Source organism: Achromobacter sp. NFACC18-2, from assembly GCF_900108985.1.
GTDB lineage: Bacteria > Pseudomonadota > Gammaproteobacteria > Burkholderiales > Burkholderiaceae_B > Achromobacter.
The window spans coordinates 77,802-90,016 of record NZ_FNYM01000007.1 but is presented as its reverse complement, the minus strand read 5'-3'; the positions used below and the strand labels follow the sequence as shown (position 1 = coordinate 90,016).

Below are 12,215 nucleotides of genomic sequence, written 5' to 3'. Positions count from 1 at the left end.
CACCGATAGTCGCACCCGGCGCCGGCCGGCAATCGAATACGCAGCAAGGACTGGAAATGGCTGACACCGCATTTGAACGCAGTGAGTTTGGCGAGGCGCTGTATCGCGGCATGGAATCGCTGCCGTCCAGCCGCCGGCTGACTTCCGAGCAACTCGAAGTCGTGTACGCGCTGGCCTACGCCCACGTGGCGCAGGAACAGTATGCCCAGGCGCTGCCGATGTTTGCCTTTCTGGCTCAGTATGGTCCGACCCGCAAGCACTACCTGGTCGGGTTGGGCGTGTGCCTGCAGATGCTGGGCCGGGCCGACGAGGCGATCAACATCTATTCGCTGGTCCTGACCTTGCATCCCGACGCGTTGCCGTCCGCCCTGCGCATCGCGGAATGCCACCTGGCGATGCGCCAGATGGACCGGGCGCGGCGCACGCTGGAATTGCTGTGCACGCCGAACACGCCGGAGGACGTCCGGGTGCGGGCGACGGCGCTTCTACAACTTGTCACGCGCGAGGCCGCGTCATGAACCATGAACGATAGCGCCACCCCGCCGGCCCGCGCCGGCGCGGCCCAAGCCGTCTCTCCGGAGACGGCTTTTGTGCTTGCGGCGGACGATGCCAGACTGCTGACCGAGGTCGGCTTCCTGGCCGCGGGCGCGGGCGACGCAGCCCGCGCCGAGACCATATTCAAGGCCCTGCGCCGCCTTCGGCCCGCAGTCGCCTATCCGCTCATCGGCCTGGCGGTCGCGTGGATGAACGCCGCGCGTGCGCCGGAAGCCGTCGCGCTGCTGGAGTCGGCCGTGCTTGCCGATCCGGGCGAGCGCGCGCTGCTCGATGCCTGGCGCGGCTTCGCGTTGCAACTTGCGGGCCGCAACGGCGAAAGCCGGCGCCTGCTGGAAGCCGTGGCGCAAGGCGAGGGCGAGGGCGCCACGCTGGCGCGCGGCCTGCTCGGCCTGCCGCGGGAGGGCGCCTGACATGTGCGCCGCTGCCGCTCGTCAACTTGATCACTGGAGTTAGGGAACATGGAAATCGCCGCGCTTTCGGCCGCCTTGCCGCCCGTGTTGAACACGCCGGCCACGACACCGGCGCAACTGGCCACCGAACGGTTCAACGCCGTCATGAACGCGCCGGCCGTCGATGAGCCGGGCGCCGCGCCGCCGCTGTCCGGGCTGCAGGCCGCGTTGCAGACGGCGTTCGCGCCGCCCGTGGACGCCGCGCCGCAGACGCTGGGCAACCAGATCCTGTCCAGCCTGCGCACCACCACCACGGAGTACGCCGACAAGTGGCAGGGCATCTCCGGCCGCCTGGACGCCATGGGCAGCCAGCCCAACGTGGCCGACATGATGCGCCTGCAGGCGGATCTGCTGCAGGTGTCGGTGAACTACGAGATGGTCAGCAAGGCTGTGTCGCGCACCACGCAGAACATCGATTCGCTCGTCAGGATGTCGTAATGCCATACGTTGCAAGCATGTCTTCCGGCGCCGTCGCGCGCGGGCCGGTCCTGGCGGCGTTGGGCCGCCTGCGCTTTCTGGCGCTGGCGCTGCTGTTTGTGCTGGCCGCGTGCGGCTCGCGCGTCGAGTTGTTTTCCGCCGCCAACGAAAGCGAGGCGAACGAGGTCCTGTCCGTGCTGCTGGACGCGGGACTGTCGGCGCAAAAGACGACCACCAAGGCCGGCGTGGCAATTTCCGTCGACGGGCAGCAGGTGGCGCGCGCGCTCGACATCCTGCGCGCGCGCGGGCTGCCCCGCGAACGGTTTGACGGCATGGGCCAGATTTTCCGCAAGGAAGGCCTGGTGTCCTCGCCGATGGAAGAGCGCGCGCGCTATATCTATGCGCTGTCGCAGGAATTGACCAACACGCTGTCCCAGATGGACGGCGTGCTGGCGGCCCGGGTGCACGTGGTGCTGCCGGAGCGCGGCGGCGTGGGCGAGAACACCACGCCGTCCACCGCCGCGGTGTTCATCAAGCACCAGGCCGGCTATACGCTGGACGCCCTGCAGCCCCAGATCCGCAAGCTCGTGACCCACGCCATCCCGGGCCTGACCGAGGACCGGGTATCCATCGCGCTGGTGTCGGCGCAGCCGTCGGCCGCCGCCGCGGCCGGCGCCGCGGCCACGCGCCAGGTGCTGGGCTTCGAGGTCGCGGAAGGGTCGGCCACGTCGCTGACCGTGCTGCTGGTCGCGCTGGCGCTGTTGGTGCTGGGGCTGGCCGGCGCGATCGGCGCGCTGCTGTGGCGCTATGGGCGTCCGGCGGCGGGCGTGCGCGTGCGCCGCGAACCCGCGGCCGAGGCGCGCGGGTCATGACGCTGGCGGCAAGCGGGCTGGATCGCAGGCTGGTTGCGTTCAACCTGCTGCCCAGCCGTACCCTGCATCCGAGCCGCCACGCCGCGTTCGGCGCGCCGGCCGCGCTGCAGGCGCTGCACGCCGCGCCCGCGCTCGCCGCGTCGTGGCACCGGCATTGGTCGCGCGACATCCTGCGCACGCTGGGCCTGGCGGATCGCCCTGCGGCCGACCCCGGCCGGCCGGAGCTGGCGCTGGCGCTGCTGCCGCCCGACGCGCTGGCGCAATGCGCCCGGCGCATGGGCGCCGCGCTGTGCGGACCGCGCCTGCGACGCGCCATCGCGGGCGACGAGGTCCGGCTGCTGATCGAACGCCTGGGCGACGACCTGATGGCGTTCACGCGCCGCACGGCGGGCGGGCTGCATGCCGGCATTGCGGAAAGCGCCGCGTGGCCGGTCGAACGGGCGGCCGACGCCGTGGAAACGCTGGGACAGGCGGCGCTACGCGCCGCGCTGAGCGGCGCGGGCCCGCAGGTGGTGCTGCGCGCCGAGTTGAAACTGCCGGAGCTGCCGCAAGCGGACGCTCCCCTGCCTGCCCCTGAAGCGCTGTCGCTCGGGCTGGCGATACTGAAGAATACGGACCCTGTATGGCATTCCTCATTCCCCGCGCTGCGCTGACGCCCCGCGCCCTGGCCGGACGGATCGACCCCGGCGCGCGCGTGCTGCGTGCGGCGGACCAGGCCGCATGGGCCGACGCCGAGGCGCTGTTGGCGCAGGCGCGCGAGCAGGCGGACGCCATCCTCAGCGGCGCGCAGGCCGCCTTCGATGCCGAAAGCCGGCGCGGCTACGAAGAGGGGCGCGAATCGGCCCTGCTGGACCAGGCCGAGAAGATGATCGAAACCGTCGGCCGCACCGTGGAGTACTTCGCCGGCGTCGAGAATGAAATGGTGGAGCTGGTGATGGCCGCGGTGCGCAAGGTCGTGGACGGCTTCGATGACCGCGAGAAGGTCATGGTGGTGGTGCGCAACGCGCTGGCCGTGGTGCGCAACCAGAAGCAGATGACGCTGCGGCTGAACCCCGCGGAAGTCGACACCGTGCGCGAGCAGATCAACGATCTGCTGGCCGCCTATCCGGGGGTGGGCTACCTGGACATCCTGGCCGACGGACGCCTGGCGCGGGGCGCCTGCATCCTCGAAAGCGAGATCGGGATGGTCGAGGCCAGCCTGGAAGGCCAGATCCAGGCGCTGCGGCAGGCCTTCCAGCGCACGCTGGGCAGCCGGATCTAGCCATGCGCCAGTTCGACTACATCGCCGAAATGATGGGGCTGGCGCTGCAGGACACGCCGACCCTGCGCATCAAGGGCCGGGTCACGCAGGTGATCGGCACCATCATCAAGGCCGTGGTGCCCACCGTGAAGGTGGGCGAGGTCTGCATCCTGCGCAATCCCGGCGAGAACTTCGAAATGAAGGGCGAGGTGGTGGGCTTTGCGCGCGATGCGGCGCTGCTCACGCCCATCGGCGACATGTACGGAATTTCGACGGCCACCGAGGTCATTCCCACCGGTCGCGCGCACATGGTGCCGGTCGGGCCGGGCCTGCTGGGCCGCGTGCTGGACGGGCTGGGCCGCCCGCTGGACGAGGCCGAACTGGGACCGCTGGAGGCCAGCAAGTTCTATCCCGTTTTCGCCGAGGCGCCGGACCCGCTCAAGCGCCGCATCATCTCCGAGCCGCTGGCGCTGGGCGTGCGTGCGCTGGACGGCGTGCTGACTTGCGGCGAAGGCCAGCGCATGGGGATCTTCGCCGCGGCCGGCGGCGGCAAGTCCACGCTCATGGGCATGCTGGTCAAGGGCGCGGACGTGGACGTGACGGTGGTGGCGCTGATCGGCGAACGCGGGCGCGAGGTGCGTGAGTTCCTGGAGCATGAACTGGGCCGCGAAGGCCGCCGCAAGAGCGTGATCGTGTGCGCGACCAGCGACAAGTCGTCGATGGAGCGGGCCAAGGCCGCCTATGTGGCCACGGCCATCGCCGAATACTTCCGCGACCAGGGCAAGCGCGTGCTGTTCCTGATGGATTCGGTGACCCGCTTTGCGCGCGCGCAGCGCGAGATCGGCCTGGCGGCGGGCGAGCCCCCGACGCGCCGCGGCTATCCGCCGTCGGTATTCGCGACCTTGCCCAAGCTGATGGAGCGCGCCGGCATGAACGAGCATGGCTCCATCACGGCGCTGTACACCGTGCTGGTCGAAGGCGACGACATGACCGAGCCCATCGCGGACGAAACGCGCTCCATCCTGGACGGCCACATCGTGCTGTCGCGCAAGCTGGGCGCGGCGAACCACTATCCCGCGATCGACGTGCTGGCGTCCGCCAGCCGCGTGATGAACGCCGTGATCACGCCCGAGCACAAGCGGGCGGCGGGACGGCTGCGCGAGCTGATGGCCAAGTACCAGGAAGTGGAACTGCTGGTGAAGATCGGGGAATACAAGCGCGGCGGCGACGCCGTCACGGACGAGGCCATCGACAAGATCGGCGCGATCAACAGCTTCCTGAAGCAGCGCACGGACGAACGCACGGCCTTGCCCGAGGCGCTGGCGCGCATGACCGAGATTGTGGGGGCAGGATGAGCGTCTTCGATGAACTCCTGGCCATCAAGCGTTTTCGCGAAGGGCAGGCCGAGATCGCCGTGTCGCGGCAGCGCCTGCGCCACGCGGAGGCGGACGCCGCCCGGCGCGGCTCGCAAGCCGCGCTCGCGACCTTCCGGGTCGAGGCCGAACGGCGCGAGCGGGCCCTGTACGGCGACCTCTGCAGCCGCGTGGTGCGCGTGCGGGACATCGAAAGCGTGTTGCAGGACGTGGCCGCGCTGCGCGAGGAAGAGCGCCAGCGGCAGCAGGCGCTGGAGGCTGCCGAACGGCTGCTCGAACAGGAAAGCGAGGCGCTGGCCGCCAGCCGCCAGCAGCATCAGCAGGCAGTGCGGCTCACGGGCAAGTTCGTGGAGTTGGCGCGCATCCATCTGGACGAGCATCTGAAGGCGCTGGAGCAGAAAGAAGACCTGGAAATGGAAGAGGCCGCATCCGTCTCGCGCGACCGCGAGGATTGGGAGCAGCACGAGGAGTTCGAGCCGGCATGAGCATCGACCGACGCATCGGCCTGGAAACGGCCATTTCACAGGGCACGCGCAACGCGGCGCATTCGGACGGCCAGGCGGCCGGACGGCAGGCGAGCGACGCCGACCGCCAGGCGTTCGAGCAGGCCATGTCGCAGGGCGACGCCGACGCGCCGCCCGCGCCTGCCGCGGCGGCATCCCCGTTCTCGCTGTTCGGCGCTGGCGCGGCTGCCGCCGCCGCGGGCGCGGACGGCGCATCCGACGCGCTGGTCCAGGCGCTGGGCGAGACCGCCGGCCAATTGCTGGTGGCCGATGGCAGCCAGGGCCGCCGCCAAGTCCGCGTGGAGCTGAAAGACGATGTGCTGCCGGGCGTCAGCGTGTCGGTGTATGAGGACGAAGGGCGCGTGGTGGCCGATTTCGTCTGCGCCAATGAACGCTCGCGCGAGCGGGCCTGCGCGATGGCGCCCGAGCTGGCGGCGCAGCTTGCCCAGAGCCTGGACCGGCCGACCCGCGTGCGCGTGAGCACGGACGACCCGGAAGACCCCCGCCTCGCAGAGACCGAGGCCCCCGGGCCGCGCTGCTGACTATTGCTGATTTCCCATGACCCCCAGTTTGCATTCCGCTTTTTCCTCCCTTCCGCTGCCGCGCCTGAGCGCCAATGAGGCGCGCGCTCGCACGCTCATCGCCCGTCACGGCGCCGACCTGCGCGTCGTGCTGGCGCCGCCGGAGGGGACGCAGGCCGAGCCCGCCGCCTGGCGCCTGGGCTTCACGCCTGGCGTGCCGGACGCCGTGCGCCAGTCCGCAACCCTGTCCGCCGACCTGGAATGGGCCGGCGCGCGCCTGCGCGTGGGGCTGCCGCCCACGGCCGCGCAGGCCTGGCTCGCGGCCCGCTTTCCGGATCTGGACACGGGTCCCTTGCCGCCCGCGCTGGCCGCGACCGCCATCGAAGGCCTGCTGGCGGAAGCCATGGCGGCGTTGAGCGCCGCATCGCCGGGCGGACCGGCGCGCGTCGTCGCGCTGCAAGCCGGTCCGGCGCCGCTGCCGCAGGCGTGGACGCTCACCGCGCGCAACCCCGCCAATGGCGACACCGTGTACGCCTGCCTGGAAGCGGACGGCCTGGGCCTCATGCTGCTGGCCGGGCTGGTCAGCGCCGCCGCGCCGGCCGACAACGGCATGGCGGTGGACGCGGTGCCCGTGCGCGTGAGCGCCAGGCTTGGCTGGACCGACATGCCCGCCGCCGAGCTGCGCGGCCTGCAAGCGCGCGACACGATCTTCCTGGACCAATACCTGGTGACGCCGGAAGGCGAACTGTGGCTCGCGGTCGGCGCGCAAGGCCTGCGCGTGCGCCCCGAACAATCCTCCTATCTCGTTACCCAAGCCTGGACTTCCCTTATGACCGAGACGCCGCAATCGCCGGCCGACGCCGAGACCGGCGCGCAGACGCCTTTCGATATCGACGCCATTCCCGTGCGCTTGACGTTCGAACTGGGCGAGCGCCTTCTCACGCTGGGCGAGCTGCGCCAGCTCCAGCCCGGCGAGACCTTCGACCTGGAACGCCCGCTGGCCGACGGCCCCGTGATCGTGCGCGCCAACGGCGCGTTGCTGGGCACGGCCGAGCTGGTCGAGATCGACGGCCGGATCGGCGTGACGCTGCGCAGCGTGGGCAAGGCGGGCGCATGAGCAGCGGTGTGGACCCGATCAGCCTTGCGGTCGTCCTGGCGCTGCTGGCGCTGGTGCCGCTGGCCGCGGTGATGACGACCTCGTTCCTGAAGATCGCGGTGGTGCTCACGCTCGTGCGCAATGCGCTGGGCGTGCAGCAGGTGCCGCCGAACATGGCGCTGTACGGGCTGGCGCTGATCCTGTCCGCGTACGTGATGGGGCCGGTGGTCATGCAGATCGGCGACGAGCTGCGCGCGCCGCCCGCCATGACGACGCCCGGCGCCGCGACGCCCGGCGCCGCGACGCCCGACCGTCTGGAAGGCATCATGGAGGCGGTCGCGCGCGGCGCGGAACCCATGCGCGCCTTCATGATGAAGAACAGCCGCCCGGACCAGCGCGATTTCTTCGTGCGCACCGCGCGCCAGTTGTGGGGCGAGCAGGCCGCGCGCAACCTGAAGGAAGACGACCTGCTGGTGCTGATCCCGTCCTTCCTGGTCTCCGAGCTGACGGCGGCCTTCCAGATCGGGTTCCTGCTGTATCTGCCGTTCGTCATCATCGACCTCATCGTGTCCAACATCCTGCTGGCGATGGGGATGATGATGGTTTCGCCCGTCACGATCTCCATGCCCCTGAAGCTCTTCCTGTTCGTCATGGTCGACGGCTGGACGCGCCTGATCCAGGGTCTGGTCCTTTCCTACGGTTGAGCGCGACATGGGCACCGTCGACCTCGTTTCCTACATGACCCAGGCGCTGTACCTGGTGCTGTGGCTGTCGCTGCCGCCGATCGCGGTGGCGGCCATCGTCGGCACGCTGTTCTCGCTGTTCCAGGCGCTGACGCAGATCCAGGAGCAGACGCTGTCGTTCGCCGTGAAGCTGATCGCGGTGTTCGCCACGATCCTGCTGACGGCGCGCTGGCTCAGCGCCGAGCTGTACAACTTCACGATCTCCGTGTTCGACCTCTTCTACAAGATCCACTAGGGGCGACGCAGACCGATGATCTCCGGCATCACCTACGCTGAAGCAAAGGTTTTCCTGGGCACGCTCGCGATGACGCAGCCCCGGATCCTGGCGCTGTGCGCGATGCTGCCGCTCTTTAACCGGCAGCTCCTGCCCGGCATGCTGCGCTACGCGCTGGGCGCGGCGATCGGCATCGTGCTGGTGCCCGCGCTCGCGCCCCGCTACGCGGCGATGGACCTGGGCACGGTGGAGATCGCGCTGATCGTGGTCAAGGAAGTGTTCGTCGGCATGGTCATGGGCTTTCTGGTGGCCATACCGTTCTGGATATTCGAGGCGGTCGGCTTCGTGGTGGACAACCAGCGGGGCGCGAGCCTGGGCGCCACGATCAATCCGGCCACCGGCAACGATTCCTCGCCCATGGGCATCCTCTTTAACCAGGCGTTCATGGTGTTCTTCCTGGTGGGCGGCGGCTTCACCCTGATGCTCACGATGCTCTACGACAGCTTCCGGCTGTGGGACCTGTGGGACTGGACGCCCACGCTGCGCCAGGAAAGCATTCCGCTGATGCTGGACCAGCTTGGCCGCTTCCTGCGCCTGACGCTGCTGTTCGCCGCGCCCGCCATCGTGGCGATGTTCCTGGCGGAAGTGGGCCTGGCGCTGGTGAGCCGCTTCGCGCCGCAGCTGCAGGTGTTCTTCCTGGCCATGCCGATCAAGAGCGCGCTCGCCCTGCTGGTGCTGGTGCTCTACATGAGCACGCTGTTCGAGTACGCCGGCGAGGCTACCGGCCAGATCGGATCGGCCCTGCCGTTTCTGGACAACCAGTGGCGGGCGCCATGAGCGGCGAAAAGACAGAACAGCCAACCAGCAAAAAGCTGCGCGACGCGCGCCAGAAGGGCGATGTCGCGCACAGCAAGGACTTCACGCAGACGCTGCTGGTGCTGGCGCTCTTCGGTTACATGCTGGGCAATGCGCATGGCATCGTCGAATCGCTGGGGCGCCTGATCCTGATTCCTTCGACCCTTGTCGGCTTGCCCTTCGAGCAGGCGCTGCCGGTCGCCCTGGACGCCGCGCTGCGCGAGGCCGTGGCGCTGGTGCTGCCGTTCGTGCTGATCGTGCTGATCGTGGGGATGTTCTCGGAATTCCTGCAGGTCGGCGTGGTGTTCGCCTTCGAAAAGCTCAAGCCCTCGGGCAAGAAGCTGAACGTGATGGAGAACCTGAAGAACATTTTCTCCAAGAAGAATCTGGTCGAGCTGCTGAAATCCATCATCAAGATCGCGTTTCTCTCCGTATTGGTGACCCTGGTTGTGCGCGATGCTCTTCCGGAGCTGATGGCGGTGCCGCATAGCGGCCTGGCCGGCCTGGAAGCGGGCGTGGGAGGGATGATGCGCACGCTGGTGGTGAACATCGCGTTTGCCTACGTGGTGATCTCGCTGGCCGATTTCGTCTGGCAACGCATGCAGTACCGCAAGGGGCTGATGATGAGCAAGGAAGACATCAAGCAGGAATTCAAGGAGATGGAGGGCGACCCCCACATCAAGCACAAGCGCAAGCATCTGCACCAGGAAATGGTGATGCACGGCGCGGTCTCGAGCGCGCGCAAGGCCTCGGTGGTGGTGACCAACCCCACGCACCTGGCGATAGCGCTCTACTACGAGCCCGACAAGACGCCGCTGCCGATGGTGCTGGCCAAGGGCGAGGGCGCGCTGGCCGAACAGATGATGAAGGCCGCGCGCGAAGCGGGCGTGCCCGTCATGCAGAACATTCCGTTGGCGCGCGCCCTGATGGCCACCGCGCACGCCGACCAGTACATCCCCAGCGAGCTGATCGAGCCCGTCGCCGAAGTGTTGCGGCTGGTGCGCAAGTTGGCCGCCAATCCGGAATCACAGCCATGAGTCCCGTCCATCCCCTGATTTCCGCCTATGTCGGCCGCCACGGCCTGCCGTTGCCCACTCGTGCCGACGGCCGGTTCACGATGGTGGTCGACGATACGTTCCGCATCCACCTGCACCCCGCGCCGAACGGCTGGCTGGCGATGACCTCGCGCTTGTGCGCCATGCCCGAGCAGGGCCCCGCACGCGACGAACTGGTGCGCGAGATCGGCACGCTGGCGGCGGGCATGCTGAGCCGCCATGCGGCCGCGTGCGTGATCGACCCGCAGGGGCGCACCCTGTGGCTGCAGCAGACATTGAGCCCGGACAGCAGCCCTTTGGCGCTGGACGAAGCGGTCGGCGCGTTCGCCAATGCCCTGTCCTTCTGGGCGGGCGCGGTGCGGCGGCTGGCATGAAGAAGCAGACGGGGACTTTTACCCGAGGAGAGAGTGTGTTCAAGCGGATGATTCTGGCGACGGCGCTGTCGCTGGGTGTAAGCGGCGCAGCCATGCCCGCGCCGAACTGGGCCAACGTGCCTTACAGCTACTACGCGCGCGACGAAAGCCTGCAGTCGCTGCTGCGCGAGTTCGCGGGCGGGTTCAGCCTGTCGCTGCAGATGGGCCCCAATGTCACGGGCACCGTCAACGGCAAGTTCAACGCGAACTCGCCCACCGAGTTCCTGGACCGCCTGGGCGGCGTGTATGGCTTTAACTGGTTCGTCTACGCAGGCACCCTGTTCGTCAGCCGCACCAACGACATGAAGACGCGCTCGGTCAGCGCGATGGGCAGCTCCATCAGCGCCTTGCGCCAGGCCCTGCAGCAGTTGGGCATCCTGGACCCGCGGTTTGGCTGGGGCGAACTGCCGGATCAGGGCATTGCCCTGGTGTCCGGCCCGCCCGGCTATGTCGACCTGGTGGAACGCACCGTGGCGGCCCTGCCCATGGGCGCGGGCGGCCAGCAGGTGGCGGTGTTCCGGCTGAAGCACGCCTCGGTGAACGACCGCACCATCAGCTACCGCGATCAGAAGGTGGTGACGCCGGGCCTGTCGACGGTGCTGCGCAATCTCATCACGGGCGGGGGCGGCGGCAACAACAATGAAACGCTCGCCGCCATTGCCGCGCCGCTGCGCGACAGCCCGCCGTTGTTCCCGCAGGTCGACGGCGGTCCGGCCGCCGACAGCGCGCCCACGGTCGCGGCGGCCAATGGCCAGCCGGCCCCGGCGGGCAAGCCCGGCCTGCGCCTGCGCGAGCCGACGGTGCAGGCCGATGCACGGCTCAATGCCATCATCGTGCAGGACATCCCGGATCGCATCCCGATCTACCGCAGCCTGATCGAACAGCTCGACCTGCCGAGCACGCTGGTCGAGATCGAGGCGATGATCGTGGACGTGAACTCGGATCTGGTCAACGAGTTGGGCGTGAACTGGGGCGCGCGCGCCGGCACCACGAGCTTCGGCTATGGCAACCTGGCGCTTGCACCCAGCGGCGGGCTGCCCGTGGACAGCGCGGCGGGCCTGTCGCCAGGCACGATCGGCGTCAGCGTGGGATCGAACCTGGTGGCGCGGCTGCGCGCGTTGCAGACCAAGGGGCAGGCCAACATCCTGTCGCAGCCCTCGATCCTGACGGCGGACAACCTGGGCGCCATGATCGACCTGTCGGACACGTTCTACATCCAGACGCGCGGCGAGCGCGTGGCGACGGTGACGCCCATCACGGTGGGCACGTCCCTGCGCGTGACGCCGCGCTATATCGAATCGCGCGAAGGCGCGCGCGTCGAGCTGACGGTCGATATCGAAGACGGCCGCATCCAGGAGGAACGCCAGATCGACGGCCTGCCCACCGTGCGCAAGAGCAACATCAGCACGCTGGCCGTGGTGGGCGACGACCAGACGCTGCTGATCGGCGGCTACAACAGCAGCCAGGATTCAGAGCAGGTCGACAAGGTGCCATTCCTGGGCGACATCCCCGGGCTGGGCATCTTCTTTTCGAACAAGTCCAAGACGGTTCAGCGCCGCGAGCGCCTGTTCCTCATCCGGCCGAAGGTCGTCGCCGTCAATGGCGAGGCCATGGCGCAGCCCGGCCTGGCGCCCACGCCGCCGATGCTGGACGCGACGTGGGGCGCGGGGGCGGGCATGACGCCGGGCCAGTATCTGGATCTGGTGCAGGGCCAGCGCACGCGGGTGCGTTTCGGGCCGGCGCCGGAGGTGCACGGCAAGCTCAGCGGGCCGCTGCGCGTGTCGGAATGGATGTTGAACGCGCCCGTGGCGCAGCCCGTCCTGCAGGGGCAGTCCAAGGCGATGCAAGGGCCGGTGATCCAGGTGGAACCGGTGGCCGCGCCGGGCACGGGCAGGGCGCCGTAACGCGG

The 12,215-nt window shown here is 69.1% G+C and carries 16 protein-coding genes; all 16 read left to right on the top strand.

Annotated features, from left to right (window positions below; genetic code table 11):
* The first annotated feature begins 56 nt into the window (after positions 1 to 56).
* From BMW75_RS12685 to sctC, 16 genes are read left to right on the top strand one after another with little or no spacing between them, the layout of a single operon-like run.
* Entirely contained in the window at positions 57 to 518 is a 462-nt protein-coding gene (locus tag BMW75_RS12685; protein WP_092579718.1) for a SycD/LcrH family type III secretion system chaperone, read from the top strand.
* Between the two features lie 3 nt (positions 519 to 521).
* Positions 522 to 965 carry a tetratricopeptide repeat protein gene (locus tag BMW75_RS12680; protein WP_092579716.1) on the top strand — a complete coding sequence of 148 codons (444 nt, stop codon included), beginning with the start codon at positions 522 to 524 and terminating at the stop codon, positions 963 to 965.
* A 48-nt stretch (positions 966 to 1,013) separates the two neighbouring features.
* Positions 1,014 to 1,442: a type III secretion system inner rod subunit SctI gene (gene sctI, locus BMW75_RS12675; protein WP_092579714.1), complete on the top strand. Its 429-nt coding sequence runs from the start codon at positions 1,014 to 1,016 to the stop codon at positions 1,440 to 1,442.
* Positions 1,442 to 2,293 (top strand): type III secretion system inner membrane ring lipoprotein SctJ, encoded by an 852-nt coding sequence (gene sctJ / locus BMW75_RS12670; RefSeq protein WP_092579712.1) that lies wholly within the window; start codon positions 1,442 to 1,444, stop codon positions 2,291 to 2,293. The genes sctI and sctJ overlap by 1 nt, the downstream gene beginning before the upstream one ends.
* The gene (locus BMW75_RS12665; protein ID WP_092579710.1) at positions 2,290 to 2,946 is read left to right on the top strand and encodes a SctK family type III secretion system sorting platform protein; all 657 of its coding nucleotides are present in this window, start codon (positions 2,290 to 2,292) and stop codon (positions 2,944 to 2,946) included. Before sctJ ends, BMW75_RS12665 begins: the two co-directional genes overlap by 4 nt.
* On the top strand, positions 2,916 to 3,554 hold the full coding sequence (locus tag BMW75_RS12660; protein WP_092579708.1) for an HrpE/YscL family type III secretion apparatus protein: 639 nt from the start codon (positions 2,916 to 2,918) through the stop codon (positions 3,552 to 3,554). The genes BMW75_RS12665 and BMW75_RS12660 overlap by 31 nt, the downstream gene beginning before the upstream one ends.
* A gap of 2 nt (positions 3,555 to 3,556) precedes the next feature.
* Positions 3,557 to 4,888 carry a type III secretion system ATPase SctN gene (sctN, locus tag BMW75_RS12655; RefSeq protein ID WP_092579706.1) on the top strand — a complete coding sequence of 444 codons (1,332 nt, stop codon included), beginning with the start codon at positions 3,557 to 3,559 and terminating at the stop codon, positions 4,886 to 4,888.
* Positions 4,885 to 5,391, top strand: coding sequence for a type III secretion system stalk subunit SctO (locus BMW75_RS12650; RefSeq protein ID WP_092579704.1), 507 nt, complete (start codon positions 4,885 to 4,887; stop codon positions 5,389 to 5,391). Before sctN ends, BMW75_RS12650 begins: the two co-directional genes overlap by 4 nt.
* On the top strand, positions 5,388 to 5,951 hold the full coding sequence (locus BMW75_RS12645) for a hypothetical protein (protein ID WP_092579702.1): 564 nt from the start codon (positions 5,388 to 5,390) through the stop codon (positions 5,949 to 5,951). The genes BMW75_RS12650 and BMW75_RS12645 overlap by 4 nt, the downstream gene beginning before the upstream one ends.
* 16 nt (positions 5,952 to 5,967) lie before the next feature.
* The gene (gene sctQ / locus BMW75_RS12640; RefSeq protein WP_092579700.1) at positions 5,968 to 7,047 is read left to right on the top strand and encodes a type III secretion system cytoplasmic ring protein SctQ; all 1,080 of its coding nucleotides are present in this window, start codon (positions 5,968 to 5,970) and stop codon (positions 7,045 to 7,047) included.
* On the top strand, positions 7,044 to 7,730 hold the full coding sequence (gene sctR, locus BMW75_RS12635; protein ID WP_092579698.1) for a type III secretion system export apparatus subunit SctR: 687 nt from the start codon (positions 7,044 to 7,046) through the stop codon (positions 7,728 to 7,730). Before sctQ ends, sctR begins: the two co-directional genes overlap by 4 nt.
* 7 nt (positions 7,731 to 7,737) lie before the next feature.
* Positions 7,738 to 8,004 carry a type III secretion system export apparatus subunit SctS gene (gene sctS, locus BMW75_RS12630; protein WP_006392849.1) on the top strand — a complete coding sequence of 89 codons (267 nt, stop codon included), beginning with the start codon at positions 7,738 to 7,740 and terminating at the stop codon, positions 8,002 to 8,004.
* Positions 8,005 to 8,019: 15 nt separating this feature from the next.
* Positions 8,020 to 8,820 carry a type III secretion system export apparatus subunit SctT gene (gene sctT, locus BMW75_RS12625; protein WP_092579696.1) on the top strand — a complete coding sequence of 267 codons (801 nt, stop codon included), beginning with the start codon at positions 8,020 to 8,022 and terminating at the stop codon, positions 8,818 to 8,820.
* Positions 8,817 to 9,875 carry a type III secretion system export apparatus subunit SctU gene (sctU, locus tag BMW75_RS12620; protein WP_175493158.1) on the top strand — a complete coding sequence of 353 codons (1,059 nt, stop codon included), beginning with the start codon at positions 8,817 to 8,819 and terminating at the stop codon, positions 9,873 to 9,875. Before sctT ends, sctU begins: the two co-directional genes overlap by 4 nt.
* On the top strand, positions 9,872 to 10,267 hold the full coding sequence (locus tag BMW75_RS12615) for a CesT family type III secretion system chaperone (RefSeq protein WP_092579692.1): 396 nt from the start codon (positions 9,872 to 9,874) through the stop codon (positions 10,265 to 10,267). Before sctU ends, BMW75_RS12615 begins: the two co-directional genes overlap by 4 nt.
* Before the next feature lie 47 nt (positions 10,268 to 10,314).
* Positions 10,315 to 12,210 (top strand): type III secretion system outer membrane ring subunit SctC, encoded by a 1,896-nt coding sequence (sctC, locus tag BMW75_RS12610; protein ID WP_092580014.1) that lies wholly within the window; start codon positions 10,315 to 10,317, stop codon positions 12,208 to 12,210.
* Positions 12,211 to 12,215 lie beyond the last annotated feature (5 nt).